This window comes from Streptomyces sp. NPDC085931, from assembly GCF_044540565.1.
Classification (GTDB): Bacteria; Actinomycetota; Actinomycetes; order Streptomycetales; family Streptomycetaceae; genus Streptomyces.
In genome coordinates, this window is the sequence record NZ_JBITSK010000004.1 from 41658 (window position 1) to 66283 (window position 24626).

The window sequence follows — 24626 nt, forward strand, 5'->3', positions numbered from 1 at the left end:
CGGCCCGGCGGGAGGTCGGCTCAGTACCCGTTGTTGTACGGGCCCTGCTGGGTGCCGTACGGCTGCTGCTGGCCGTAGCCCGGGGACTGGGGGTACTGGTCGTAGTACTGCTGGTCGCTGTACTGCCGGTCGCCGTACTGCTGGTTGTCGTACCCCTGGCCGCTGTACTGCTGGTCGCTGTGGCGCGGGCCGTCGTGCCGCGGGCCGTCGGGGCCGTTGCGGTGGTGGTGGGGCTGCTGCGGGGGCCGGTCGTCGGGGGTGATGCGGCGCAGCTGGGTCGTCGCGTCGTCCATGACCGGGGGCTGGGACTGCGCGGCCGCGGGGGCCTGCGCCGCCTCGCGCTTCTTCTTCGAGCGGTCCCGCAGGTACTCGATGATGATCGGGACGACGGAGAGCAGGACGATCAGGATGAGGATCGACTCGACGTTCTTCTTGATGAAGTCGATCTGGCCCAGCCAGTAACCCGCGAGGGTGACGCCGGTGCCCCAGGCGATGCCGCCGATGACGTTGTACGTCAGGAACGTGCGGTACTTCATGCGGCCGGCGCCGGCGACGATGGGCGCGAACGTGCGCACGATGGGCACGAAGCGGGCCAGGACGATCGCCTTGGGACCGTACTTCTCCATGAACTCGTGGGCCTTGTCCAGGTTCTCCTGCTTGAACAGCTTGGAGTTGGGACGGTTGAACAGCTTCGGGCCCAGGAACTTGCCGATCATGTAGCCGACTTGGTCGCCGATGACGGCGGCGAGCACGATCAGCGCGCAGACCAGCCACAGCGGCTGGGTGATGTACGTGCCCTCGGCGACGAACAGGCCCGCCGTGAACAGCAGGGAGTCGCCGGGCAGGAACGCGAAGAGTCCGGACTCGGCGAACACGATGAGCAGGATGCCGGGCAGGCTGAACGTCGAGATCAGGTAGTCCGGGCTGAGCCACTCGGGGCCGAGCGCAAGCGTGGTCACGGGGATGTGGCTCCTGCTGCTGTGGGGTACGGGCTGGAACTGACTGCCTCAAAGTATCAACGCAGCCGTCGCGGCCCAGGTTCCATGGGGGTATCAGGATGCACTGCGGCCCGCCCCGGGCAAAGCTGTGGACATGGGCATCGATGATTACGGCGGCGGACAGGGCCCTGAGCCCGATGTCCTCGTCGTCACCACGAACGACGTACCCGGCTACCACGTGCGGGAGGTGCTCGGCGAGGTCTTCGGCCTGACCGTGCGCTCCCGGCACCTGGGGAGCCAGATCGGCGCCGGACTGAAGTCGATGGTCGGCGGCGAGCTGCGCGGGCTCACCAAGACGCTCGTGCAGACCCGCAACCAGGCCATGGAACGCCTCGTCGAGCAGGCACGCGCGCGTGGCGCCAACGGTGTGCTCGCGTTCCGCTTCGACGTCACACAGGCGGCGGACGTGGGCACCGAGGTGTGCGCGTACGGCACGGCGGTGGTGCTGGCCCGGGAGTGACCCCCCGGGCCGGGGATCAGCGGGCGTGGCGGGCCGCGTTCGCGGCGATCGCCTCCTTGAGGTGCTCGGCGAGGCCCGGGCGCATCGACTCGTAGAACGCCTTGAAGCGCTCGTCGGCGACGTACAGCTCCCCCAGGCTGCGGTGCAGCTCGTAGGAGCACTCGTAGTACCAGGTGCAGATGTGCTGCCGGTGCTCCTCCGCCAGGGCCATGGCCGCCTCGGCGGTGGGCGGTTCGCCGGCGGCCATCAGGGCGTCGTAGCGGCGCCCCCAGTCCGCGCTCTGGTCCTGGATCCGCTGCCAGTCCTCCTTGGTGTAGCGGGCGACGCGGCGCTGCGACTCGGCGTACTGGGCCGTGCCGCCCCAGCGCGCCTCCGCCTCGTCGGCGTACTGCTCCGGGTCCTTGTCCCCGAAGACCTCGAACTTCTCCTCGGGCGTGAGGTTGATGCCCATCGTGCGTGCCTCCATGGCGTGCTCCACGGCCGCCGCCATCTTGCGCAGCTGCTCGATCCGGGCGGTCAGCAGGTCGTGCTGGCGGCGCAGGTGCGCGCGCGGGTCCGCGTCCGGGTCGTCGAGCAGGGCGGCGACCTCGTCGAGCGGGAAGCCGAGCTCCCGGTAGAACAGGATCTGCTGCAGCCGGTCGAGATCGGCGTCGCTGTAGCGCCGGTGGCCCGCGTGGCTGCGCTCGCCGGGCACGAGCAGGCCGATCTCGTCGTAGTGGTGCAGCGTGCGCACCGTGACGCCGGCGAAGCCCGCGACCTGTCCCACGGAGTAGCTCACTTCCGCTCCCTTCTTCTTCCGCCTCTCACGGTCGGGCCTCACGCCACGTGAGGTGCAAGCGTGTTCCCGGTTTGTGCCGTTTGATCCGTTTATCGTGTGCCCGTGGTCCAGGACACCGAGCGGCGGGCGCCCTCCGTCACCCCCGCGACCCCCGCGCGCGTGCTGCTGCCGTCGATCGTGCCCGCGGCTGCCGTCGGTGTGCTGTGCAGCCTGGTTTTGGTGGGCGTGAGCGCCGCCGCCGAGGAGCTCCAGGACGTGCTGTGGGGGCCGCTGCCGGACGCGCTGGGGATCGGCCGGTACTCCGTGCTGTGGATGGTCGTGATGCTCGTCGCGACCGGCGTGGCCGTCGGCCTCGTGGTGTGGCTGATGCCCGGGCACGCGGGGTCCGATCCGGCCACCGTCGGCCTGGACGCCCCCGTCCTGCCACCCGTCGTGCTGCCGGGGCTGCTGCTGGCGACGGCGCTGATGCTGGCCGGCGGGCCCAGCCTCGGCCCGGAGAACCCGATCATCACGGTGAACGTCGCCCTGGCCGCCTGGCTGGGGGCCCGGGCCCTGCCGAAGGCGCCCGGCCGCATCTGGCCGGCGCTGGCGGAGGCGGCGACCATCGGCGCCCTGTTCGGCACGCCCGTGGCGGCCGCCCTGGTGATCTCCGAGGCGCTGGCCCGGCAGGAGACCCGCGGACTGCTGTGGGACAACGTCTTCGCGCCGCTGACCGCGGGCGCGGCCGGTGCCCTGACCGCCACCCTGATCGACCGCCCGAGCTTCGACCTGGACCTGCCGTCCTTCGGCCGGCCCGGCTGGGCCGACCTGCTGGCAGCCGTCGTCATCGCCTCGGCCGGCGCCCTGCTGGGCATGGCCGCCGTACGGGCGTTCCCGTACGTCCACGGCGCCTTCCGCGGGCTGCGGCACCCGATGCTGATGCTTCCGGCGGGCGGGCTCGTGCTGGGCGGTCTCGCGGCCCTGGGCGGCGAGCTGACCCTGTTCAAGGGGCTCGACGAGATCGCCGAGCTGGCCCGCGACCCCGACGGCAGATCGGCCGGGGAGTACGCCCTGCTGACGGTGGTGAAGCTGGCCGCGCTGCTCGTCGCCGCGTCCTGCGGCTTCCGGGGCGGGCGCATCTTCCCGGCCGTGTTCGTCGGCACCGCCCTCGGTCTGTGCGCGCACGCCCTGGTGTCCGGGGTGCATCCGTCGGTCGGGGTGTCGGCCGCGGTGCTCGGGATCCTGCTGGCGATCACCCGGCAGGGCTGGGTCAGCCTCTTCGTCGCCGCGGTGCTGGTCGCATCGCCGGGGATCCTCGCCCTGCTGTGCGTCGCCTCCCTGCCCGCCTGGCTGCTGGTGACGGGCCGCCCCCAGATGCAACTGCGCGAGGACGGCACGCCGGTCCGCTGACGCCCCTTCCCCCACCCACCCCAGGAGGCTCCCATGCCGCTCGACGACGGCACCCGCCGCTCCGGCGAACGCCGACTGTCCGTCAACCCCTTCTACGGCCCCGCCAACCCGGTCGGCGACATGGCCGAGGCCCCGCCCACGCACCGGCTGCCGGACCAGCCCATGGCCCCGGCGACCGCCCACCAGCTGGTCCGCGACGAGCTGATGCTCGACGGCAACGCCCGGCTGAACCTCGCCACCTTCGTCACCACCTGGATGGAGCCGGAGGCCGGGGTGCTGATGGCGGAGTGCCGCGACAAGAACATGATCGACAAGGACGAGTACCCGCGCACGGCCGAGCTGGAGCGGCGCTGTGTGGCGATGCTCGCCGACCTGTGGCACGCGCCCGACCCGGCGGCCGCCGTGGGGTGTTCGACGACCGGGTCGAGCGAGGCGTGCATGCTCGCCGGGATGGCGCTGAAGCGGCGCTGGGCGCGGCGCAACGCGGACCGGTACCCGGGAGCCCGGCCGAATCTGGTGATGGGCGTCAACGTGCAGGTCTGCTGGGAGAAGTTCTGCAACTTCTGGGAGGTGGAGGCGAGGCTGGTGCCCATGGAGGGCGAGCGGTTCCACCTCGACCCGCAGGCCGCGGCCGAGCTGTGCGACGAGAACACCATCGGGGTCGTCGGGATCCTGGGCTCCACGTTCGACGGCTCCTACGAGCCGATCGCCGAGCTGTGCGCGGCGCTGGACGCCCTGCGGGAACGGACGGGGCTGGACATCCCGGTGCACGTGGACGGGGCCTCCGGCGCGATGGTCGCGCCGTTCCTCGACGAGGACCTGGTGTGGGACTTCCGGCTGCCGCGGGTGGCGTCGATCAACACCTCGGGCCACAAGTACGGGCTGGTCTACCCCGGCGTCGGCTGGGCGCTGTGGCGGGACGCGGACGCGCTGCCCGAGGAACTGGTGTTCCGGGTGAACTACCTGGGCGGCGACATGCCCACGTTCGCGCTGAACTTCTCCCGGCCCGGCGCCCAGGTCGTGGCGCAGTACTACACCTTCCTCAGGCTGGGCCGGGACGGCTACCGGGCCGTGCAGCAGGCCGCCCGGGACGTGGCCACCGGGCTCGCCGGGCGGGTGGCGGCGCTCGGCGACTTCCGGCTGCTGACCCGGGGCGACCAGCTGCCGGTCTTCGCCTTCACGACCGCGCCGGAGGTGACGTCGTACGACGTCTTCGACGTCTCGCGGCGGCTGCGCGAGCACGGCTGGCTGGTGCCCGCCTACACCTTCCCGGCGAACCGCGAGGACCTGTCCGTGCTGCGGGTGGTGTGCCGCAACGGCTTCTCCGCCGACCTCGCCGACCTGCTCGCGCAGGACCTGGAACGGCTGCTGCCGGAACTGCGCCGGCAGCCCGGCCCGCTCACCCGGGACAAGGACGCGGCGACCGGCTTCCACCACTAGGTCGTGTCGTTCCCTAGCGGCTCAGGCGCGCGAACCTCCTGACCGCCAGCGGGAAGAACACCGCGAGCAGGGCCAGGGGCCAGACGACCGCCCACCCCACGTGCCCGGACTCCGTACCGGGCACGCCGAACAGGTCCCGTACGGCCGTGGCGGTGTGGGACAAGGGGTTCCACTCCACGGCCGTGCCGAGCCAGCCGGGCATCGACTCGGGGGTGGCGAAGGCGTTGGACAGGAAGCCGACCGGCCAGACCAGGATCTGCACCGCCTGGACCAGCTCCGGTCTGCCCGCCACCAGGGCCAGGTGGATGCCGATCCACAGCATCGCGAAGCGGAACAGCAGCAGCAGTCCCAGCGCGCCCAGGAGGGCGGCCGGGCCGCCCCCGGGACGCCAGCCGAGCGCAGCGCCCACGCCGACGAGCACCAGCAGGGTCAGCGCCGACTGGAGCATGTCGGCGGCGGAACGGCCCACCAGCACCGCCCCGTCGGCCATGGGCATCGAGCGGAAGCGGTCGACGACGCCCTTGTCGAGGTCCTGGGTGACGGCGATCATCGTGCTCTCCAGGCCGAAGGCCATGGTGAGCGCGAGCATGCCCGGGATCAGGTAGTCGCGGTAGTCCCCGGCCACGCCGCGGCCGCCGCCGACCAGGTAGCCGAACATCAGCAGCAGCATCACCGGGAAGACCAGGCCGACGGCCAGCTGGACGGGTTGCCGCTGCCAGCGGGCGAGCTCCCGGCGGGTCATGGTCCAGGAGTCGGTCAGGGCGTGGGCGGTCACGCGGCCTCCTTCGGTCGGCGGTCGTCGGCGTCGTCCCCGGTGAGGTGCAGGAACACCTCGTCCAGGGTCGGGCGGCGCAGCGCCACGTCCTCGGCGTCGATCCCGGCCCCCTCCAGAGCCCGCACCACCCCGGACAGCGCCGCCATGCGGTCGGTCACCGGGGCGCTCAGCAGCCGGCGGTCCACGTCGACGGTGACGCCCGTGAGGGGCAGCAGGGCGACGGCCGCGCCCAGGTGCCCGGCGTCCCGCAGGACCACGTCGATCCGGTCGCCGCCGGTCGCGGCCTTCAGGTCGTCCGGCGTCCCGTCGGCGATCACCCGGCCCGCGTCGACGACCGAGACGCGGTCGGCGAGCTGGTCGGCCTCCTCCAGGTACTGGGTGGTGAGCAGCACCGTGGTGCCGCCGCCGACCAGGGAGCGGACGGAGTTCCACACCTCGGCGCGGCCGCGCGGGTCGAGGCCGGTGGTCGGTTCGTCCAGGAACAGCACCTCCGGCTCGGTGATCAGGGACGCCGCGAGGTCCAGGCGGCGCCGCATGCCGCCGCTGTACTGCCGGACCGCCTTGCGTCCGGTGCCGGACAGGCCGAAGCGCTCCAGGAGTTCACCGGCACGCGCGCGTGCCCGCCGGGCGCCCAGGTGGTGGAGCCGGCCGAAGAGCTCCAGGTTCTGCCGTCCGTCGAGCTCCTCGTCGAGCGCGGCGTGCTGGCCGAGCAGGCCGATGCGCAGCCGGACGGCGTAGGCCTCGCGCGCCACGTCGTGGCCGGCGACCTCGACCCGGCCCGCGTCGGGCCGCAGCAGCGTGGACAGGATCCTGACCAGGGTGGTCTTGCCCGCGCCGTTCGGGCCGAGCACCCCGTGCACCGTGCCGCGCGCGACCGTGAGGTCGAGCCCGTCCAGCGCCTTCTTCGCGCCGTACCTCTTCTGTGCGCCTTCGACGGTGATCGCCGCGTCGGCCACTGCGCCTCCCTTGCTAGTCAAACTTGACTACAAGGGCGACGGTAACTCCGCCGCAGCCATTCGTCAAACTTGATTAGAGGGCATCCCCGGGATGCGGCTCCCCCGTCGCGTACGGGTTCTCCTCGCCCTCGGCCAGGACGCCCACGAACGGGTCGCCCTCGTCGGCGAAGGTGTAGGCGCCGCCCTCGATGCGCTCGATCAGGCCGCGGGTCCACTCGGCCTCGGAGTCGGCCGTGTGGACCCACATGTTCATGATCTCCCCGATGTGGCCCAGCTGCCCGGGCCCCTCCTCGGGCACGTAGTGCTCCAGGACGGCGGCCCGCCACTGCTCGATGCGCAGCGTGCGCTCCTTGAGCAGGGCGACCGCCTCCGCCCGGGGCAGGTCGACCAGGAAACCGACCGCGGCCGTCTTCACGTCCCCGCGCTGGTCGTAGGTGACCAGCGCCTCGCGCAGCAGCCGGAAGTACTCCTCGGTGCCCCGGTCGGTCATCTCGTACTCCGTGCGCGGCGGGCCGCCGGCCGTGGACGGGGCGATCTCGTGCGCGTGCAGCAGCCCCTGCTTCGCCATCTGCTTCAGGGCGTGGTAGATCGAGCCGGGCTTGGCGCTGGACCACTCGTGCGCGCCCCAGTACTCCAGGTCGTTGCGTACCTGGTAGCCGTGGGCGCGGCCGTGCATACGGACCGCGCCGAGCACGAGGAGACGGATCGCTGACATGCGGTCCAGGTTAGGACCCGGCCGCCACCTGCTGTTCCGCGGCCACCAGCTCGAAGGCCGTCCGGCCGTCCAGCGACTCGCGGATGATGTCGGCGTGACCGGCGTGCCGGGCGGTCTCGCGGATCAGGTGCAGGCAGAGCCAGCGCATCGAGAGCCGCTCGTCCTTCGGGTTCCAGGACGTCGCGGGCAGCTCGAAGGTGTCGTCGAGGCTGGGCACCGCGCGGATGAAGGCCTCCGTCTCGGCGGCCACCTTCTCGTAGTACGCGAGCTGCGACTCCACGGTCTCGTCGCCCACCAGCACGAAGCACTCGTGCCAGGTGGACTCGTCGCGGTGCACGGCCGGCGGCTCGCCCTTGGCCCGGGCGATCCAGCCCTGCTCGACCTCGGCGACGTGCTTCAGCAGCCCGGCCAGGGACAGCTCGCTGGCGCTCGGCCGGGACGAGGCCTGCTCCGCCGTCAGGCCCAGCAGCGCCCGGCGGATGCCGCCGCGCTGCTCGGCGATGAAGGACAGAAGTGCTCCGCGCTCGTCACCGGGTGCCTCGGGTCCCACGTGCGTCACCATGGCCGGCCGCCTTTCGTCTGTGCCGTTGCTGCCTGACATGGACGAAACTACGGGCCCTTGCGGTCAGGTTCTGTCCGCAAGGACCCGCCGGCCGCACGGCGGTCAGAACGGGAAGCGGCTCCGGCCGTGCTGCACCGAGATCCACTTGGTCGTCGTGAACGCGTCGAGCATGGTCTCGCCGTTGAGCCGGCCCAGGCCCGAGTGCTTCTCGCCGCCGAAGGGCACGATCGGCTCGTCGTGGACCGTCCCGTCGTTCACGTGGAACATGCCCGAGTCGATCTGCTTGGCGAAGTTCACGCCGCGCTCGACGTTCCCGGTGTGCACGGCGCCGCTCAGCCCGTAGGGGGTGTCGTTGACGAGGCGCACGGCCTCCTCCTCGCCGTCGAACGGCACGAGGAAGGCGACCGGGCCGAAGACCTCCTGGCGCAGCAGCGCCGAGCCGGCGGGGACATCGGTCAGCACGGACGGCTCCACCAGGTTGTCCGTGCGGCCGCCTCGCACCAGGGCGGTGGCGCCCTCGGCGAGGGCCTGCTCGACCACGCCGGCGAGGGCGTCCGCCTGCTGGGAGTTGATCACCGGGCCGATGACGGTCTCCGGGTCGCGCGGGTCGCCCGTCTTGAGGGACTTCACCTTGGCGACGAACTTCTCGGTGAACTCGCCGGCCACCGACCGGTCGACCAGGACGCGGTTGGCGGCCATGCAGACCTGGCCCTGGTGGACGTACCGGCTGAAGACGGCCGCGTCGACCGCGTAGTCGATGTCGGCGTCGTCGAGGACCACCAGCGCGCTGTTGCCGCCCAGTTCGAGCACGGCGCGCTTGAACTGCCGGGCGCAGACGGTGGCCACGTGCCGGCCGACCTGGTCGGAGCCGGTGAAGGAGATGACCTTGGGGACCGGGTGCTCGATGAAGGCGTCGCCGATCTCCGCGATGTCGGTGATGACGACGTTGAGCAGACCGCCGGGCAGCCCCGCGTCCTCGAAGATCTTCGCCACCAGGGAGCCGCCGACGATCGGGGTGTTCTGGTGCGGCTTGAGCACCACGGCGTTGCCGAGGGCGAGCGCCGGGGCGACCGACTTGACCGACAGCAGGAACGGGAAGTTGAACGGGCTGATCACGCCCACCACCCCGACCGGCACGCGGTAGACGCGGTTCTCCTTGCCGTCCACCGGGGAGGGGATGATCCGGCCCTCGGGGGCCAGCGCCAGATGGACCGCCTCGCGCAGGAACTCCTTGACGAGGTGCAGCTCGAAGGCGGCCTTCAGGCGCGTGCCGCCGAGCTCGGCGATGATGGCCTCGGAGATCTCCGCCTCGCGCTCCTCGACGAGGCTCAGGGCCTTCTCGAAGACCGCGCGCCGGGCGTACGGGTTGGTCGCGGCCCACTGCTTCTGGGCGCGGGCCGCCGCCCGGTACGCCTGATCGACCTCGTCGACCGTGGCTATGGTGATCGACGCCAGCTTCTCGTCGTCGTACGGGTTGAAGTCGATGATGTCCCAGGAGCCGGTACCCGGGCGCCACTCACCGTCGATGTACTGCTGTGCAAGGTCGGTGAAGTAGGACGACGACATGTGTGATCCCTCGATCCCTGGCAGACCCTCGATCGCGCCTTCACGATCTGATCACACGTCATCGTACTTGTGTTTCAGGAGAGTTGGCGGCGTACTTCAGGAGAGCTGGAGCAGCCCCCGCAGGAGGTCCCGGCTCTCCGAGGGGCCCGGGCTGTCGCTCTGCAGCTCCTTGAGCGCCCTCTCGTACTGGGCGACGTCCTCGGCCTTGTCCAGGTAGAGCGCGCTGGTGAGCTGCTCGAGGTACACGACGTCCGAGAGGTCGGACTCCGGGAAGCTGAGGATCGTGAACGCGCCACTTTCGCCGGAGTGGCCGCCGAGGCTGAACGGCACGACCTGCAGGCGCACATTGGGCCGCTCGGAGATCTCGATGAGGTGCTGGAGCTGGCCGCGCATGACCTCGCGGCCGCCGTACGGGCGGCGCAGCGCCGCCTCGTCCAGGATGATGTGGAAGTCGGGCGCGCGCTCGTCGACCAGGTGCTTCTGCCGCTCCAGGCGCAGCGCCACCCGCCGCTCCACGTCGGCCTCGCTGGCGCCCTGCATGCCCCGCCGGACCACCGCGTGCGCGTACGCCTCGGTCTGCAGCAGGCCGTGCACGAACTGCACCTCGTAGGCCCGGATCAGCGAGGCGGCGCCCTCCAGGCCGACGTAGGTCGGGAACCAGCTGGGCAGCACGTCCGAGTAACTGTGCCACCAGCCCGCGACGTTGGCCTCCTTGGCCAGGGAGAGCAGGGAGGCCCGCTCCTGTTCGTCCGTGATGCCGTAGAGGGTCAGCAGGTCTTCCACGTCCCTGGTCTTGAAGCTCACCCGGCCCAGCTCCATCCGGCTGATCTTCGACTCGGAGGCGCGGATCGAGTAGCCCGCCGCCTCGCGCGTGATGCCCCGCGCCTCACGCAGTCGCCTGAGTTGTGATCCGAGCAGCATGCGCCGCACCACCGATCCCGGCTCTCCCGCGCTCACGTTCGCCAGCCTCCCCAACGTCTTCAGGGGCCGAAGTCTGCCACTAAAACACTCCGAGCAGTACTCGTCCGGTTACGGAAACGGAATCGAGACAGTCGGCGCACGCGCACGTGCTCAAGAAGAGGGCAAGTGAACGGCCAGAAGGGGACGCGAAGATGACGGAAAAATTGACCAAGAAGCGGTACGGGACGGCTTAATCCGGTCAGCTGCACGTGCATCTGCCCTTGCATCTGCTGTACGCATCCGAAACCATGGTCCCGCACCACCGCCGCATCGCACCGACCGCGAATTCCCGGGAGTGCCTCGCATGGGGACGAATGGATCGACCATGCTCGAGCCGTTACGGCAGGGCCTTCCGCCGCTCGACCCCGCGGCCGTGTCCGACGCCGCCTCCTGTGCGCTTCCCGCTCGCTACGAAGCGGTGCGCGAGGCCAGGAAGTTCACCCGCAGAACCCTCGACCAGTGGGACATGGGCGAGCGTTTCGACGACGTCTGTCTCGTCGTCTCCGAGCTCGTCACCAACGCCCTGCGGCACGGCCTGACGGCGGACACCCCGTGCGCCGGAGCCCATGAGCCGCCGGTGCGGCTGCACTTGATGCGGTGGACCGAGCGGCTGGTGTGCGCGGTGCGCGACCCCAGTCACGAGAGTCCCGTCGCCCGGGAGACCGACGACTTCTCGGCCGAGTCGGGCCGCGGGCTGTTCCTGGTCGACTCCTTCAGCGACAGCTGGGGCTGGCACCCGATGGCCGGCGCGCTCAGCGGCAAGGTGGTGTGGGCGCTGTTCCGGCTGCCCCGGTCCGGAGCGCGGCCGCACGCGGAATGAGAAACCGCGGCGCGTCCTCGCGCCGCGGTTCTACGCGCGTAACAGCGCGTAGGGCACTCGTCACCCCGAGTCGCCGGGGCCCGTCGTCAGCCGCCCACCAGATGGTCGAACTCGCCGTCCTTCACGCCGAGCAGCATGGCCTCGATCTCGGCGCGGGTGTAGACCAGCGCCGGGCCGTCGGGGAAGCGGGAGTTGCGCACGGCCACGTCACCGCCCGGCAGCCGGGCGAACTCCACGCACGAGCCCTGCGAGTTGCTGTGCCGGCTCTTCTGCCAGGCCACACCGTGCAGCCTGGTGGCCGCCATACCGTTGTACACGTCGTGGTCCACAGGTCGCTCCCCGGTGGTGCACTGGCTGGTGTGGCCATTGATGCATCGGTCAACTGACCCGGATCATAACTCTGTTCAAGTGCAGATGCATGGGCAGATGCACGTGCACGGCGGGTGGTCCTCCGGTTACAGCTTTGACGACCGCTTGACCGAAGCTCCCGCCTGGTTGGACGCCCCCGCCCGGTCGCGCGTTCCCGGCGGACGGTGGGGAAGTCGGCGGGTTCGGCGGAGGTCCCGTGGAGGCGGAGCATCCGCTCGGCGGCACGGGCGGGCGGCTGTACGGCTGCGGGAGGGGCCGGCCGGCCGTCATCCGGAAGCGGTGGGCACGGCCGGGAGCGGGGGGAAACGGGCCCCGCGCAGGAGGGGGAGGTCGTCCCGCGGGCCGATGCCCGGCTCGGACCATCGCCGGATCCCCGCCCGGCGCAGGGCACCGGGCGACCCGGACGGCGTGGGGGGACGGAGGTCCGCCGGACGTCCTGCGCGGGGCGGCCGACCGGGCACGCAGCGGACCGGGGAGCGTCCGGGGAGCCGGTGCGGAGCGGGTCGTTCCATGCCCGCGGGGTTCCCCGCGCGTCAAGCGTGGGGAACCTCACCCGGACCGGGACGCGTTCAGCGGCCCGGTCGCCGAGCGGCTCGGCGACTCAGCAACTCGGTGGCTGGGCGGCTCGGCGACTCGGCGACTCGGCGGCTCGGCGGCTCGGCGGCTCAGCGGCTCAGCGGCTGGAGTACGGCAGCAGGGCCATCTCGCGCGCGTTCTTGATCGCCCGGGCCAGCTGCCGCTGCTGCTGGGCCGACACGCGGGTGACACGGCGGCTGCGGATCTTGCCGCGGTCGGAGATGAACTTCCGCAGCAGGTCGGTGTCCTTGTAGTCGATGTACGTGATCCCGGCCTGGTCCAGGGGGTTGGGCCGGTTCTTCGCGGGCTTGCGCTCGGGCTTGCGGGGCATGGCGGGGTCAGACCTCCAGGAGGGTGTCGAAGGCGTGCGGCAGCCGCTGCCAGGCGTCGCGCCCGGCGGCGTACTCGGTGTCGGTCAGCAGGCAGGACTCCAGCAGCCGCTCCAGACCGTCCCGGTCCAGGCCGGGCGAGGTGAAGACGAGGTGCTGGCCGCGGTCCCCGTGCTCGGGGTGCCAGTCCAGCGCGGCGGCGGCGCGGCGCACCGGCGGGACCATCTCCCAGGCCGCGTCCGGCAGGGACGCGAGCCAGGGGCCCGCGCTCTCCACGCACAGGGCGCCGCCCGCCGCGTCCCAGTGGAACAGCGTGTCGGGCTTGTCGGCGAGCCAGAACCGGCCCCGGCTGCGGGCCGCCGCGCAGGTCAGGTCCTCCAAGGCGGCGTAGAGGCGCTCCGGGTGGAAGGGGCGGCGGCTGCTCCAGACCAGGGTGGAGACGCCGTGCGCGTCGGCCTCGGCGGGCAGCAGCGCGCAGGCCGGGTGCTGGGCGGCTGCGGCCGCCTCGACGTCGAAGCCGGCGAAGGCCGCCCGGGCCAGCGGGGAGAGCGCGCCCGTGCGCGGGACGGGCACGGTCAGGCCGTCGCCGTCCGGGGCGGCCGGCGCCTCCTGCCCGATGGGCACCCGCAGGGCCGTCGGGTGCAGCTGCGCGAGCAGCTCCCGGTCCTCGTCGTCGGCCTCGGGGGAGTCGGCGACCGCGAGGACGGGGGCGTACTCCAGCTGGCGCGCGAAGGTGTCGGCGACCGTGCGCTGGTCCGTCGCCGCCGCGGCGAGCCCGCCCTCGGCGAGATCGTCGCCGTTGCCCAGGTAGGGCAGGACCAGGGCCGGGTCGACAGCGGTGATCACGCCGGTGACGGTGAGGCCGCCGGCCGCGACGACCTCGGCCATGGCCTTGGGCTCGACGGAGTCCCACAGCTCGACGACGGCGAGCCGGGTGGCCCCGGCGTCCCGGAGCCGCTCCAGCTCCGGGACCAGGTCCTCGCGCAGGGCGCAGCACGCGCAGTCGTTGACGAGCGGCGCCTCCCCCGCGTCGAGGATGCCGCCGGCGTCCCGCACGGTCCGCACCACCGTGCCGGCGGCCGCCGTCGCCAGGTCGTGGTGGAGGACGACGCTGCCGGGCACCTCCGCGAGCAGCCGGGTCACGGCCGCCCGGCGGGCGTCGGCGTGCAGCCCGCCGACGATCACGACGGGGAGCCCAGGGGAGACAGCCACGCGCTCAGCCCTTCTTTCCGTACCGGCGCTCGAAGCGCTCGACGCGGCCGGCGGTGTCCAGGACGCGGGCGGTGCCGGTGTAGAAGGGGTGGCTGACGTCGGAGATCTCGACGTCGACGACGGGGTAGGTGTTGCCGTCCTCCCACTCGATCGTCTTCTCGCTCGTCATGGTCGAGCGGGTGAGGAAGGCGTAGTTGGCGGCACGGTCGCGGAAGACGACGGGCCCGTACTCCGGGTGGATTCCCTTGCGCATGGTCAGCGCTCCTCTCGGAAGTCGACGTGGCGGCCGACGACCGGGTCGAACTTGCGCAGGGTCAGTCGGTCCGGGTCGTTGCGGCGGTTCTTGCGGGTGACGTAGGTGAAGCCGGTCCCGGCGGTGGACCGGAGCTTGATGACCGGACGGAGTTCGTTGCGTGCCATGCCGCTATGATACTGAAAACGACTTCCATTTGCATCAACGGAGACAGAGAGGTACGTCACCACCCATGTCCGCGCACTGCATGCTGACCGGCGCCCAGCCGGGCTTCGGCAACCGCATCTCGCACTCCCACCGGCGCACGTCCCGCCGGTTCGACCCCAACATCCAGTCCAAGCGCTACTGGCTGCCGAGCGAGGGCCGGCACGTACGGCTCCGGCTGAGCGCCCGCGGGATCAAGACCGTCGACACGATCGGGATCGAGGCGGCCGTGGCCCGGATCCGCGCCCGGGGAGGGAAGGTCTGATGGCGAAGAAGAGCAAGATCGCGAAGAACGACCGGCGACAGGAGATCGTCGCGCGGTACGCCGCCCGGCGGGCCGAGCTGAAGGAGATCATCCGCAGGCCCTCCTCGACGGACGCCGAGCGCCTGGCCGCCCAAGCGGAACTGCGCCGGCAGCCACGGGACGCGAGCGCCACGCGGGTCCGCAACCGCGACCAGGTGGACGGGCGGCCCCGCGGCTACTTCCGGGCCTTCGGGCTGTCCCGGGTGAGCCTGCGGGAACAGGCGCACGCGGGTTATCTGCCCGGTGTGCGCAAATCGTCCTGGTAGAAGACCGCCTTCGAGGCTCTTGACGGCCCCTGGTAGCTTGCTGCGATCGTTTCGGCGACGGGACCGGCCGGTGCCGTTCCGGGCCGGTCGGCCGGTCGATCGGTCGCTTGGCCGGTCGGTCGCTTGGTTGGCCGGTTCGTTGGTCGGCCGGTCGGTCGGCCGGCTAGAGCTTGGGGGCTTGCAGTGACTTCGGTGACGTTCTGGCGCCGCCTCGGCGCGGTGCGCGTCGCGGCGGCGGCCGCGGGGCTGGTGGGCGCGCTCGTACTGGCGGGGTGCAGCGGCGACGGTGACTCCGGGGACGACCCGGCGTCGAGCCCGGCCCCCTCGGCCACGGCCTCCGCCGGAACCGGCGACTCGGACTCCGGCTCGGGCTCGGGCTCGGACTCCGGTGCCGGCGGGGCGGGCGCCGGCGAGCTGGCGGGCAGCTGGCTGGCGACGACCGACGGCAAGGCCGTGGCTCTGGTGATCACCGGTAAGCAGGCCGCGCTGTTCGCCACCGGCGGGAGCATCTGCAGCGGCACCGCGGGCGAGGAGTCCGGGATGCGCATGATCCGCCTGAAGTGCACGGACGGCAGCAAGAGCCGGGCGACGGGCATGGTCGACTCGGTGAACGGCAGCAGCATGAAGGTCACCTGGGAGGGCGGCCTCGGCGCGGAGACGTACACGAAGGCGGAGGGCGGCAAGCTGCCGACCGGGCTGCCCACGGCGAGCCTCGGGGCGCAGTAGGGGCGCGGCGCGGTTCGTTCGGGGGATTCGCGGGGGGGTGCGTGCCCGCGGGAGCGCAGGGTGCGTGATGATCCTGGAGCCCGGCACCGCCTTTCCGCTCATCACGCCCAGAGGACCTCATGCGCACCTTCCCCCTCGCCCTGACCGCCGCCGTCGCCCTCGCCTCGACGGTCCTGCTGACCGGCTGCGGCGGCGGCTCCGGCGACTCCGGCGGCTCCGACGACGACACGAAGAACGCGGACCCCGCGAACGGCTCGGCCTGCACCCTGGCCGGCCTGGGCGTCGAGGTCGGGGCCGGCGCCGCCCCGGCCGCCGGGGACACCGGCACCGTCACCGTGACGCTGACCAACAAGGGCGCGCAGTGCACCCTGAAGGGCTTCCCGGCCGTGGACCTCCTGGCCGAGGGCAGTACCACCAACGTGCTCCCCGAGGAGGGCGCCCAGGCGCAGCCGCTCACCCTCGGCAGCGGTGCCACCACGTCCTTCACGATCACCTACGTCCGCGGTGCGGCCGACCCGGCGAAGAGCCTCGTCGTGCGCGCGGCGTCCTTCACCCTGCCCGGCGCCCCCGAGGAGGCGCACGAACTGAAGTGGTCCTACGGCCCGGTCGCCCGGCCGGAGAACGGCGGCCAGGCCGAGGCCACGGTGAGCGGCTTCGAGTCGGCCGGCGACTGAGGGCGGCTCAGCGCAGCGGCGGCCGGTGCCTCAGCCGGGCCCGGTCCGCCGCCTGCGCCCCCTCCGTCCAGCCCGCCGCGTCGCTCACTCCGCGCAGCCGGGTGGTGGTCGTCTCCGGGAACATCCGGTCCAGCCGGCCGGTGACGGCGACGTCCCGGGAGGCCAGGACCGGGAGCAGGTCGTCGGACACCTGGGTCTCGGCGGCGGCCGCCAGGCGGGTGCCGACGCGGTGGGCGTAGGCCGCCAGGAACGACTGCCGGAACGTCTTGGTGCGCTTGCGGCCACCGGCTCGCTGGGCGGCCTCGGCCTTCGTCATCGCCGTGGTGGCCTGCACCAGCAGGGAGGCGTAGAGCAGTTCGACCGCCTCCAGGTCGGTCTCGAAGCCGACGACGGTGGAGAAGCCGAGCGGCTCGTTCCACACCGCCCGGCAGTGGTTGGCCGTGGCGACGGCGTCCAGCAGCACCGCCTTGGCCTGCTCGTACGGCGGCTCGACGCCGATCCGGCAGGCGCCGGGGGTGTCGGGCGAGGGGGCCCGGGCCGCGAGGAGCGCCTCGTCGACGCTGTGCCGGGCCATCAGCTCCTGGGCCTTGGCGCTGAGCGCCTCCGCCTCCTCCGGGAAGCCGGTCGCCTCCGCCTTGGCGAGCAGGGCCCGGATGCGGGTGAGCATGCGGGACTCGGTCCTCGCCTCCCCCGGTGCCTCGTCGAGGGGTTCCAGGGCGGGCAGGCGCAGCAGCAGGCGGTACAGCTCCAGCACGGCGGTGGCGTGCGAGAAGCGGTCGGTGCGGGGCGGGTCCCCGGCGGGCAGCTCCGCGAGCTGGGCGCTCCAGCGGCGGCCGCGGGGGACGTCGTCCGGGGCCTGGGCGCGGATCAGGGCGCAGACGAGTGCGACGTGCGGGTCGTCCAATTCCCGCCGGACGGTCCGCACGACATCGGCGGGCTGCCAGCCGCGCCGCCAGGCCGCCGCCACGAACTCCCGCCCGCGCCGGTCGAGTTCCGCGTCCGCGGCCGGGTCCGCGGCGAGCAGGGACGCGCCGGTGTCGAGGGCGGTCTCGCCGGTGGCGTAGAGGGCGGCCTCGAACGCGCGGTCGACGGCGCTGGACGTACTCACGAGCCGATGGTGCCACGCCACCCGCCCGCCAAGTGTCAACTCACGGTTGACACCTCGGGGGGCGCAACCTACGGTTGACAGCATGACGACGAACCCCACCATCACGTCATCCGTGCGCCTCGACGACCTGATCGCGGCGATCAAGAAGGTGCACCAGGAACCGCTGGAGCAGCTCCAGGACGCGGTGATCGCCGCCGATCACCTCGGCGAGGTGGCCGACCACCTCATCGGCCACTTCGTGGACCAGGCGCGGCGGTCCGGCGCCTCCTGGACCGACATCGGCAAGAGCATGGGCGTCACCCGCCAGGCCGCGCAGAAGCGCTTCGTGCCCAAGGAGTCCGCCGACCTCGATCCCGGCCAGGGCTTCAACCGGTACACGCCCCGCGCCCGCAACACGGTCATGGCCGCGCACAACGAGGCCAGGGCCGCGCGCAACGCCGAGGGCGTGCCCGAGCACCTCGTCCTCGGGCTGCTGGCCGAACCCGAGGGTCTCGCCGCCAAGGCCGTCGTCGAGCAGGGCGTCTCCCTCGACGCGGTGCGCGCGGCGGCGACGGCGGCCCTCCCGCCGGCCGTGGAGGAGGCCCCCGAGCTGGTGCCGTACGGGCAGGCCGCCAAGAAGGTCCTGGAACTCACCTTCCGCGAGGCCCTGCGCCTCGGCCACAACTACATCGGCACCGAGCACATCCTGCTCGCCCTGCTGGAGCACGAGAACGGCGAGGGCGTCCTCAGCGGCCTCGGCATCGACAAGGAACGCACCGAGCGGTACGTCGCCGGGGCACTGGAGAAGATCGTGCGGGCACGACAGGAGTCGCCGGAGGAGTCCTGACGGCGCGGGTCGGGAGGGACCGGGGGCCTGACCGTGCGGGGCGGAAGGACGCACCGGGCGGGGTCCTGACGGGCAACTTCCAGGGCGCACCGGGCAGAGTCCTGACGGGCACGGCAGGAGGCGCCGGGCGGGTCCTGCCGGGCACGGCAGGGTGCTCCATGCGGAGCCCTGACGGGCACTTCCAGGACGCACCGGGCGGGGTCCTGACGGGCGCGGGCAGGAGGCGCCGGGCGGGTCTTGCCGGGCACGGCAGGACGCACCGGGCAGGTCCCGACCACGCGCGGCGGGGCGCGCTCGTGCTGCAGGACGCGCGGACGTCTCCCCACCTGCGGGGCGGTGCGCGTCGGGCGGGGCGCCGCCCCGCGGGGCCGGGCACGCCGGACGGGCCGGGGGCGTGCGGCAGGACGCGCGCGGACGGGCCCTGACCTCGCGGGGCGGGGCGCTCCGCACAAGTCGGGGCCGTGCGCGGCGGTACGAGGGCGTTGTCAGTCCCCCCTGGCACACTCGCGTCATGGCCGACCGGTGGGCGCTCGCCCCGGCCGAGGACGGTGGCGTGGACGTCGCCCCCCTCGGCCCCGACGGGCTGCCCGCCGGTCCGGTGCGGCGGGAGGCGGACCCCGCCGAAGCCGTCCGCAGCCGCCCCGGCGTCGCGCGGTGGGTGTGGCGTTCCACCGCAGAGATCTATCCGCGCCTGCTCACCGCGGGGGCGCGAGTCGAGCGGTGCTACGACATCGAGGCCGCCGAAACGCTCCTCCTCGGCCACGAGGGGCGGTACGGGGAACCGCGCTCGGCCGCGGCCGCCCTGGCCCGGCTGCGCGGCGGCCCCGTACCGCCCGATCCGCCGCTGCGCTCCGCGGAACCCGGCTCCCAGTCCTCCCTGTTCGAACCGCAGGGCGTCCGGCTCCCCCTGCCGGACCTCCTCGCGGTCTACGCCGAGCAGCAGCGGCGGCACGAGCGGGCCGAGCACCCCGACCGCATGCGGCTGCTGACCGCCGCCGAGTCGGCGGGCATGCTGGTGGCCGCGGAGATGAACCGGGCCGGGCTGCCCTGGAGCGCCGAGGTGCACCGCGCGGTGCTGCACGACCTGCTCGGCGAGCGGTACGCGGGCGGTGGCGAGCCCCGCCGCCTGGCCGAGCTGGCCGACGAGGTGTCCGCCGCGTTCGGCCGCCGCGTCCGCCCCGATCTGCCGGCCGACGTGATCAAGGCCTTCGCCCAGGCCGGCATCAAGATCTCCTCGACCCGCCGCTGGGAGATCGAGTCCGTCGACCACCCGGCCGTGAAACCGCTGGTGGAGTACAAGAAGCTGTACCGCATCTGGGTCGCCCACGGCTGGTCGTGGCTCCAGGACTGGGTGCGCGACGGCCGGTTCAGACCCGAGTTCCTCGCGGGCGGGACGGTGACCGGGCGCTGGGTCACCAACGGCGGGGGCGGGTTGCAGATCCCCAAGGTGATCCGGCGCGCGGTGGTCGCAGACCCCGGCTGGCGGCTCGTCGTCGCCGACGCCGACCAGATGGAGCCGCGCGTCCTCGCCGCGATCTCCCGCGACCCCGGGCTGATGGAGGTCGCCGGCCGGGAGAGCGACCTGTACCAGTCCGTCTCCGACCGCGCCTTCTCCGGCGACCGCGACCAGGCGAAGATCGCCGTGCTCGGCGCGGTGTACGGGCAGACCTCCGGCGACGGCCTGAAGAACCTCGCCGCGCTGCGCCGCCGCTTCCCCCTGGCGGTCGCCTACGTCGACGAGGCGGCGCGGGCCGGTGAGGAGGGCCGGCTGGTGCGGACCTGGCTGGGCCGCACCTGTCCCCCGGCGGCCCGGGCGGCCGACGAGGGCGCGGAGGAGGCGGGCATCCCGCTCTCCGAGGACGACCCGCAGCAGTGGGTGCCGGGCTACGCCTCCACCAACACCCGCGCCCGCGGGCGCTTCGCCCGCAACTTCGTCGTCCAGGGCAGCGCGGCCGACTGGGCCCTGCTGATGCTCGCCGCGCTGCGCAGGACGTGCGCGGACCTCGCCGCCGAGCTGGTGTTCTTCCAGCACGACGAGGTGATCGTGCACTGCCCCGAGGAGGAGACCGAGACGGTCGTCGCGGCGATCCGCGAGGCGGCGGACCTGGCCGGACGGCTCACCTTCGGACCGACGCCGGTGCGGTTTCCGTTCACGACGGCGGTGGTGCGGTGCTACGCCGACGCCAAGTGACCGTCCACGGCGGGTGATCAGCGCCCTGCGGGACGCGCGGCTCGTTCGAGCAGCCCGGCCTCGGTGGTCCGGCCGCGGCCACGCGCACAGGGCAGCAGCAGCCGGGCCAGGGTGGAGACGAGAATCGCGCGCTCGTCGCACGGGTCGCCGACGTGCCGCCGCACCAGTTCGATGACGTTCGCCAGCTCCACATCCGCCCAGGCGAAAGCGTCGTCGGGGGAGGCAGGGGAGGTGACGGGGGAGGCGGGAACAGCGGGGCGGCAGCGGTGGGCCGCGCCGGGATCGGGGGCGGGGCCGGCACTCCCGTCGCCGATGGCGGCGGCAACGCGCTCGGCCTCGGCGGCGTACCAACGCAGGGCGGCATCGACGGGGTCGGGGACAGGGCCCTGCCCCGAGGCCGGATCCCGAGCCGGATCCCGGGCCGGATCCCGGGCCGGATCCCGAGCCATATCTCGGGCCAGATCCCGGGCCAGGTCACGGACGAGCGGGTGCGGCGCGTACCGGCCGTACGCGGTCTCCTCCAGCAGGGCCGCCTCGACGAGACGGCCCAGCGCGGCCTCGGTGCGGAGCACGCCGGTGCCGGTGAGGCGGGCCAGCAGTGGGGCGCCGTAGTCGGGGAGGTCGAGCGCGCCGATCCGGCGGAGGGCCAGGGCCGCGTCCCGGTCGGTCTCGTGCGGGGAGGCGGCCAGGGCGTCGTACGCGCCGGCCAGCGAGCGGCGGACGCTCAGGTCGTCGTACTCCAGGTGCCGCAACCTGCTGTCGCCGCGGCTCAGTTCGGCGGCGAGAGCCTCCGGGGTGAGGGCCCGCCGGGCGGCGAGCCGCGCGGCGACGACCCGCAGGGCCAGGGGCAGACGGCCGGTGCGCTCGACCAGGAGACGGGCGGCCTCCGCACCGTCCAGGCCGGCACGGCCCGAGGCGGCGCGCAGGAGGTCGATGCTCTCCTCGTGCGACAGCGGGGCGAGCGGGAAGCGGGCCGCCCCGTCGAGCGCGGTGAGCGGGAACCAGCTGGTGACGATCACCGCGCAGCCGGCACCGCCCGGCAGCAGCGGCCGCACCTGCGCGGCGCTCACGGCACCGTCCAGCACGAGCAGCGTGCGGGTGCGGGCGAGCAGGGACCGCAGCAACGCCGAGGCGGCGTCGGGTGATTCCGGGATACGGCAGGGGTCGACGCCGAGGTCGCGCAGCAGGGCGGTCAGCGCCCGACCGGGAGGGAGGGGGGTCGCGCCGGGGGTGGCACCGCGCAGGTCGAGGTGGAGCTGACCATCGGAGAAACGTTCCGCCAGATCATGTGCGAGCCGCAGGGCGAGGGCGCTCTTGCCGATGCCCGGCATGCCGCTGATCACTGCGGTCGGGCGGGGACCCGGGCCCGTGAGGAGCCGGCGCAGGGCTTCGCGCTCGGGGGCGCGTCCGATGAAGTGGGCCGAGGGCGGGGGCAGTTGGGCGGGTGGCGGCGACCAGGCGGTGGCTGCATCGGGCCGGTACTCCCCAGGCTGGGGCGCATCGGGCGCGGGCTCCCGCAGCGCCCCGGGCGCGGCAGGCACGCGCCCCTCCACGCCAGTCCCGTACTGGCCCGCTACACGCTCGTCCTCCTCCACCCCCGGCCCGCCGACCCCAGCCGCCTGCACCCCCGGCGCGACGATCCCACCCGGCTGCACCCCGGGCCCGCGGACCCCAGCCGCCTGCACCCCCGGCGCGACGATCCCACCCGGCTGCACCCCCGGCGCGACGATCCCACCCGGCTGCACCCCCGGCGCGACGATCCCACCCGGCTGCGCCCCCGGCCCGCCGACCCCAACCGCCTGCACCCCCGGCGCGACGGGCCCGCGCTCCCCCCGCTCCGCCGCGTTGGACCCGGTCGGCCGCCTCCGGGCTCCGTTCCCGGCGGTCTCCCTCAGCACCTCCACATGGGCCGCCCGTACGCCCGGTCCCGGCTCGACGCCGAGTTGGTCGACGAGGCGGGTGCGCAGGTCGCGGTGGACGGCCAGGGACTCCGCCCGGCGGCCGGTCCGGTGCAGCGCGAGCATCAGCTGGCGGTGGAACACCTCGCGCAGCGGATACTCGCCCGTCAGCGCCGCCAGTTCCGGCACCAGGCCGTGCAGCCGCGGCCCGCCCAGGGCCAACTCGGCGTCGTAGCGCCACTCCAGGAGCAGCAGCCGGGTTTCGCGCAGCCGCTGGGCGAAGCCGTAGCCGCCCACCTCGGGCGGCAGCCCGGCGAGCGGTGCGCCCCGCCACAGTCCGAGCGCGGCGGCACATGCGCGCAGCACGCCGTCCCCGTCGCGGCGAGCGTGCGCGGCACGGGCCGCGGCAACCTGGGCGTCGAACACATGGACGTCCAACTCCCCCTCGTCGACCCGCAGCAGGTAACCGGAGGGCGTCGTCAGCAACCGTCCGGGGTCGTCGAGCAGCCGCCGTACCCGGGCCACGTGGTTGTGCAGCGAGGCCTGCGCGGAGACGGGCGGCGCCTCCCCCCACAACGCGTCCTTGAGCGACTCGACGGAGACGACCCGCCCCGCGTCGAGCAGCAACGCGGCCAGCAGGGCGCGGGACTTGGGGCTGCCGATCCCGACGGCCCGGGTGGCCCCGGACGCGACGCCGTCTCCGGTGCCGCCCGGGACGTCCTGGTAGAGCACGGGCGGCCCCAGCAGCCCGAAGCGCAGCGCACGCCGTGCCCGGCTCTCGTCGCCCGCCCGGGCATCCCCCCTGCCCGCCCGGGCACCCTTCCCGCCCGTCCGGGCACCCTCGCTGCCCGGACCGGACGCCGCAGCCGCCCGCATCCCGCCCCCGTCTTTCCGCGCACCGTCCCCGACGGGATCGCCCCGTGACGAGTTTCCGCTCCCTGGACGGTGTTTTTTCGCCACCTTGGTCCGTACGTGCCCCACCGGAATCAGCCGCGCTCCGGCCGTCCTCGCTCCTGGTTCGGCGACTTCTCGCCAATCGACGGACGGCGGGACGGCGAACCGTTGGCCACATGTTAGCGATCGGTTGGCAAAGCCTGATGTGATCACTACATCGGATCTGGCCCGGCGGCGCGCGCGTCTGGACGCGCAACTCGGGGGAGTGTCGCCGCCGCGGCCGGGTCCGGGTCCCGGTCGGCGGAGGTGAACGGCCGGGGCCCCTCTTCTTCCCTAGAGCTTCTTCCGTAGAGCCGGTTCAGACGACCGGCGGCCGCCCCAGCCGCGTCAGCCGCCACACCGTGCGCCAGCGCATCGGCCGCCGCTCCCCCGCCGGCTCCCGTAGGCCTTCCGCGAATCCGCCGAACCAGGCCCGCAGTCCGGCGCGCGACCGGATGCGGGCGAGGGTGAGCAGCACCCACACGCCGAGGTGGACCGGGACGAGCGCGAGGGGCAGCCGGCGGCGGACCAGCCAGACCCGGTTGCGGGCGTTGACGCGGTAGTAGATGGCGTGCCGGGCGGGCGAGGTCCGGGGGTGCCGCAGGACCAGTTCGGGGGCGTAGAGGATGCGCCACCCCGCGTCGGCCGCACGCCAGGCGAGGTCGGTCTCCTCGTGCGCGAAGAAGAACTCGGCGGGCCAGTCACCGATCTCGTCGAGCATCGCCGTCCGCAGCGCGTGCCCGCCGCCGAGGAACCCGGTGACGTAGCCGCCCCGCAGCGGGTCCGCGTTGCCGATCCGGGGCACGTGCCGCTGTTGCGTCCCGCCCTGCTCGTCGGCGATGCGGAAGCCCACGATGCCCAGCCGGTCGTCGGCGGCGTACAGGTCCCGCACCCGGCGCAGCACATCGGCGTCGACGAGCAGGCCGTCGTCGTCCAGGTCGACCACGACGTCGATGTCGCCGAACTCCCGCAGCCGGGCGAGCGCGGCGTTGCGCCCGCCGGGACAGCCCAGGTTCTCGTCGAGTTCGACCGTGGTGACCTCGCCGGGCAGCGACAGCCGCCGGGCGAACTCCGGCAGCGGGCAGCCGTTGCCCACGATCACGATCCGCTCGGGCGGCACGTCCTGCTTGGCGACGGACTCCAGCAGGGCGTCCACCTCGGCGGGCCGGTTGCCCATGGTCACCACGGCGACGGCGATCCTGGGTGCCCCCATGTCCTCACCTCGTCCCGGTCGGCAACTGACGATCGACGGGCGATGCTAGCCGTTCACGGCGCAGACCCCCTCCGTACGGCTGCCGGACGGCGATTCGCCCGCACCGTCCGGCAGCCGCCGCCACG

The 24626-nt window shown here is 73.3% G+C and carries 26 protein-coding genes; 10 read left to right on the forward strand and 16 right to left on the reverse strand.

Annotated features, from left to right (window positions below; genetic code table 11):
* Positions 1–20 precede the first annotated feature (20 nt).
* Complete coding sequence (locus ACIGAN_RS08935) at positions 21–959, reverse strand: VTT domain-containing protein (protein WP_365742143.1); 939 nt, start codon at positions 957–959, stop codon at positions 21–23.
* Between the two features lie 133 nt (positions 960–1092).
* On the opposite strand from ACIGAN_RS08935, the gene ACIGAN_RS08940 reads away from it, so the two are divergent.
* A complete protein-coding gene (locus ACIGAN_RS08940; protein WP_365742141.1) occupies positions 1093–1458 on the forward strand; it encodes a YbjQ family protein in 366 nt (121 codons plus the stop codon).
* A gap of 16 nt (positions 1459–1474) precedes the next feature.
* Here ACIGAN_RS08940 and ACIGAN_RS08945 read toward each other — a convergent pair whose 3' ends face one another.
* Positions 1475–2236, reverse strand: coding sequence for a MerR family transcriptional regulator (locus ACIGAN_RS08945; RefSeq protein WP_365742139.1), 762 nt, complete (start codon positions 2234–2236; stop codon positions 1475–1477).
* Positions 2237–2338: 102 nt separating this feature from the next.
* Here ACIGAN_RS08945 and ACIGAN_RS08950 point away from each other — a divergent pair, with 102 nt between their 5' ends.
* Positions 2339–3625, forward strand: coding sequence for an ion channel protein (locus tag ACIGAN_RS08950; RefSeq protein WP_399856306.1), 1287 nt, complete (start codon positions 2339–2341; stop codon positions 3623–3625).
* A 33-nt stretch (positions 3626–3658) separates the two neighbouring features.
* The gene (locus tag ACIGAN_RS08955) at positions 3659–5065 is read left to right on the forward strand and encodes a glutamate decarboxylase (RefSeq protein WP_365742135.1); all 1407 of its coding nucleotides are present in this window, start codon (positions 3659–3661) and stop codon (positions 5063–5065) included.
* A 13-nt stretch (positions 5066–5078) separates the two neighbouring features.
* Here the strand turns inward: ACIGAN_RS08955 and ACIGAN_RS08960 are convergent, their stop codons facing one another.
* The 6 genes from ACIGAN_RS08960 to ACIGAN_RS08985 all read right to left on the reverse strand — a co-directional run bounded on the left by ACIGAN_RS08960 (position 5079) and on the right by ACIGAN_RS08985 (position 10560).
* The gene (locus ACIGAN_RS08960; protein WP_365742133.1) at positions 5079–5840 is read right to left on the reverse strand and encodes an ABC transporter permease; all 762 of its coding nucleotides are present in this window, start codon (positions 5838–5840) and stop codon (positions 5079–5081) included.
* Entirely contained in the window at positions 5837–6796 is a 960-nt protein-coding gene (locus ACIGAN_RS08965) for an ATP-binding cassette domain-containing protein (RefSeq protein WP_399856309.1), read from the reverse strand. The genes ACIGAN_RS08960 and ACIGAN_RS08965 overlap by 4 nt, the downstream gene beginning before the upstream one ends.
* A 73-nt stretch (positions 6797–6869) precedes the next feature.
* Positions 6870–7511, reverse strand: a complete 642-nt coding sequence (locus tag ACIGAN_RS08970) for a PadR family transcriptional regulator (protein ID WP_365091588.1) — start codon at positions 7509–7511, stop codon at positions 6870–6872.
* Positions 7512–7521: 10 nt separating this feature from the next.
* Positions 7522–8073 (reverse strand): DinB family protein, encoded by a 552-nt coding sequence (locus ACIGAN_RS08975; RefSeq protein ID WP_365091591.1) that lies wholly within the window; start codon positions 8071–8073, stop codon positions 7522–7524.
* Between the two features lie 102 nt (positions 8074–8175).
* A complete protein-coding gene (locus tag ACIGAN_RS08980; protein ID WP_365742129.1) occupies positions 8176–9639 on the reverse strand; it encodes an aldehyde dehydrogenase family protein in 1464 nt (487 codons plus the stop codon).
* A 96-nt stretch (positions 9640–9735) separates the two neighbouring features.
* Positions 9736–10560: a helix-turn-helix domain-containing protein gene (locus ACIGAN_RS08985; protein WP_365091673.1), complete on the reverse strand. Its 825-nt coding sequence runs from the start codon at positions 10558–10560 to the stop codon at positions 9736–9738.
* A gap of 364 nt (positions 10561–10924) precedes the next feature.
* On the opposite strand from ACIGAN_RS08985, the gene ACIGAN_RS08990 reads away from it, so the two are divergent.
* Positions 10925–11419: an ATP-binding protein gene (locus ACIGAN_RS08990; RefSeq protein WP_399856313.1), complete on the forward strand. Its 495-nt coding sequence runs from the start codon at positions 10925–10927 to the stop codon at positions 11417–11419.
* An 86-nt stretch (positions 11420–11505) separates the two neighbouring features.
* Here the strand turns inward: ACIGAN_RS08990 and ACIGAN_RS08995 are convergent, their stop codons facing one another.
* From ACIGAN_RS08995 to rpmG, 5 genes are all read right to left on the reverse strand, one after another.
* Positions 11506–11724: a DUF397 domain-containing protein gene (locus tag ACIGAN_RS08995; RefSeq protein WP_052310470.1), complete on the reverse strand. Its 219-nt coding sequence runs from the start codon at positions 11722–11724 to the stop codon at positions 11506–11508.
* Positions 11725–12461: 737 nt separating this feature from the next.
* A complete protein-coding gene (gene rpsR, locus ACIGAN_RS09000; protein ID WP_114254543.1) occupies positions 12462–12695 on the reverse strand; it encodes a 30S ribosomal protein S18 in 234 nt (77 codons plus the stop codon).
* Positions 12696–12702: 7 nt separating this feature from the next.
* A complete protein-coding gene (locus ACIGAN_RS09005) occupies positions 12703–13905 on the reverse strand; it encodes a CobW family GTP-binding protein (protein WP_365742125.1) in 1203 nt (400 codons plus the stop codon).
* Positions 13906–13909: 4 nt separating this feature from the next.
* Positions 13910–14158, reverse strand: a complete 249-nt coding sequence (locus tag ACIGAN_RS09010; protein ID WP_114254541.1) for a type B 50S ribosomal protein L31 — start codon at positions 14156–14158, stop codon at positions 13910–13912.
* Positions 14159–14160: 2 nt separating this feature from the next.
* Entirely contained in the window at positions 14161–14325 is a 165-nt protein-coding gene (rpmG, locus tag ACIGAN_RS09015; RefSeq protein ID WP_030235952.1) for a 50S ribosomal protein L33, read from the reverse strand.
* A 65-nt stretch (positions 14326–14390) separates the two neighbouring features.
* On the opposite strand from rpmG, the gene rpmB reads away from it, so the two are divergent.
* The 4 genes from rpmB (at position 14391) to ACIGAN_RS09035 (ending at position 16332) form a co-directional block, all read left to right on the forward strand.
* A complete protein-coding gene (rpmB, locus tag ACIGAN_RS09020) occupies positions 14391–14627 on the forward strand; it encodes a 50S ribosomal protein L28 (RefSeq protein ID WP_309096561.1) in 237 nt (78 codons plus the stop codon).
* Complete coding sequence (rpsN, locus tag ACIGAN_RS09025; protein ID WP_311688769.1) at positions 14627–14932, forward strand: 30S ribosomal protein S14; 306 nt, start codon at positions 14627–14629, stop codon at positions 14930–14932. Before rpmB ends, rpsN begins: the two co-directional genes overlap by 1 nt.
* Before the next feature lie 192 nt (positions 14933–15124).
* Positions 15125–15658: a hypothetical protein gene (locus ACIGAN_RS09030; protein WP_399856318.1), complete on the forward strand. Its 534-nt coding sequence runs from the start codon at positions 15125–15127 to the stop codon at positions 15656–15658.
* Between the two features lie 119 nt (positions 15659–15777).
* Positions 15778–16332, forward strand: coding sequence for a DUF4232 domain-containing protein (locus tag ACIGAN_RS09035; RefSeq protein WP_399856321.1), 555 nt, complete (start codon positions 15778–15780; stop codon positions 16330–16332).
* A gap of 7 nt (positions 16333–16339) precedes the next feature.
* Here the strand turns inward: ACIGAN_RS09035 and ACIGAN_RS09040 are convergent, their stop codons facing one another.
* A complete protein-coding gene (locus ACIGAN_RS09040) occupies positions 16340–17440 on the reverse strand; it encodes a DUF2786 domain-containing protein (RefSeq protein WP_399856324.1) in 1101 nt (366 codons plus the stop codon).
* Between the two features lie 82 nt (positions 17441–17522).
* Between ACIGAN_RS09040 and ACIGAN_RS09045 the strand changes: the two genes are divergently transcribed.
* Both ACIGAN_RS09045 and ACIGAN_RS09050 read left to right on the forward strand, forming a co-directional pair.
* Positions 17523–18266, forward strand: a complete 744-nt coding sequence (locus ACIGAN_RS09045) for a Clp protease N-terminal domain-containing protein (RefSeq protein WP_365091617.1) — start codon at positions 17523–17525, stop codon at positions 18264–18266.
* Between the two features lie 511 nt (positions 18267–18777).
* The gene (locus tag ACIGAN_RS09050; protein ID WP_399856328.1) at positions 18778–20457 is read left to right on the forward strand and encodes a bifunctional 3'-5' exonuclease/DNA polymerase; all 1680 of its coding nucleotides are present in this window, start codon (positions 18778–18780) and stop codon (positions 20455–20457) included.
* Between the two features lie 17 nt (positions 20458–20474).
* Here ACIGAN_RS09050 and ACIGAN_RS09055 read toward each other — a convergent pair whose 3' ends face one another.
* The gene (locus ACIGAN_RS09055; protein WP_399856330.1) at positions 20475–23087 is read right to left on the reverse strand and encodes a BTAD domain-containing putative transcriptional regulator; all 2613 of its coding nucleotides are present in this window, start codon (positions 23085–23087) and stop codon (positions 20475–20477) included.
* Positions 23088–23607: 520 nt separating this feature from the next.
* Positions 23608–24501: a glycosyltransferase family 2 protein gene (locus ACIGAN_RS09060; protein WP_399856332.1), complete on the reverse strand. Its 894-nt coding sequence runs from the start codon at positions 24499–24501 to the stop codon at positions 23608–23610.
* Positions 24502–24626 lie beyond the last annotated feature (125 nt).

Excerpts from the sequence above, each read along its gene's own strand:
- rpmG (WP_030235952.1), bottom strand. The coding sequence starts at position 14,325 with ATGGCACGCAACGAACTCCGTCCGGTCATCAAGCTCCGGTCCACCGCC.
- ACIGAN_RS09050 (WP_399856328.1), top strand. The coding sequence starts at position 18,778 with ATGGCCGACCGGTGGGCGCTCGCCCCGGCCGAGGACGGTGGCGTGGAC.
- ACIGAN_RS09060 (WP_399856332.1), bottom strand. The coding sequence starts at position 24,501 with ATGGGGGCACCCAGGATCGCCGTCGCCGTGGTGACCATGGGCAACCGG.
- rpmB (WP_309096561.1), top strand. The coding sequence starts at position 14,391 with ATGTCCGCGCACTGCATGCTGACCGGCGCCCAGCCGGGCTTCGGCAAC.
- ACIGAN_RS08970 (WP_365091588.1), bottom strand. The coding sequence starts at position 7,511 with ATGTCAGCGATCCGTCTCCTCGTGCTCGGCGCGGTCCGTATGCACGGC.
- rpsN (WP_311688769.1), top strand. The coding sequence starts at position 14,627 with ATGGCGAAGAAGAGCAAGATCGCGAAGAACGACCGGCGACAGGAGATC.
- ACIGAN_RS09045 (WP_365091617.1), top strand. The coding sequence starts at position 17,523 with ATGACGACGAACCCCACCATCACGTCATCCGTGCGCCTCGACGACCTG.
- rpsR (WP_114254543.1), bottom strand. The coding sequence starts at position 12,695 with ATGCCCCGCAAGCCCGAGCGCAAGCCCGCGAAGAACCGGCCCAACCCC.
- ACIGAN_RS08985 (WP_365091673.1), bottom strand. The coding sequence starts at position 10,560 with ATGCTGCTCGGATCACAACTCAGGCGACTGCGTGAGGCGCGGGGCATC.
- ACIGAN_RS09010 (WP_114254541.1), bottom strand. The coding sequence starts at position 14,158 with ATGCGCAAGGGAATCCACCCGGAGTACGGGCCCGTCGTCTTCCGCGAC.
- ACIGAN_RS08940 (WP_365742141.1), top strand. The coding sequence starts at position 1,093 with ATGGGCATCGATGATTACGGCGGCGGACAGGGCCCTGAGCCCGATGTC.
- ACIGAN_RS08995 (WP_052310470.1), bottom strand. The coding sequence starts at position 11,724 with ATGGCGGCCACCAGGCTGCACGGTGTGGCCTGGCAGAAGAGCCGGCAC.
- ACIGAN_RS09035 (WP_399856321.1), top strand. The coding sequence starts at position 15,778 with ATGCGCACCTTCCCCCTCGCCCTGACCGCCGCCGTCGCCCTCGCCTCG.
- ACIGAN_RS08955 (WP_365742135.1), top strand. The coding sequence starts at position 3,659 with ATGCCGCTCGACGACGGCACCCGCCGCTCCGGCGAACGCCGACTGTCC.
- ACIGAN_RS08980 (WP_365742129.1), bottom strand. The coding sequence starts at position 9,639 with ATGTCGTCGTCCTACTTCACCGACCTTGCACAGCAGTACATCGACGGT.
- ACIGAN_RS08975 (WP_365091591.1), bottom strand. The coding sequence starts at position 8,073 with ATGGTGACGCACGTGGGACCCGAGGCACCCGGTGACGAGCGCGGAGCA.
- ACIGAN_RS08990 (WP_399856313.1), top strand. The coding sequence starts at position 10,925 with ATGCTCGAGCCGTTACGGCAGGGCCTTCCGCCGCTCGACCCCGCGGCC.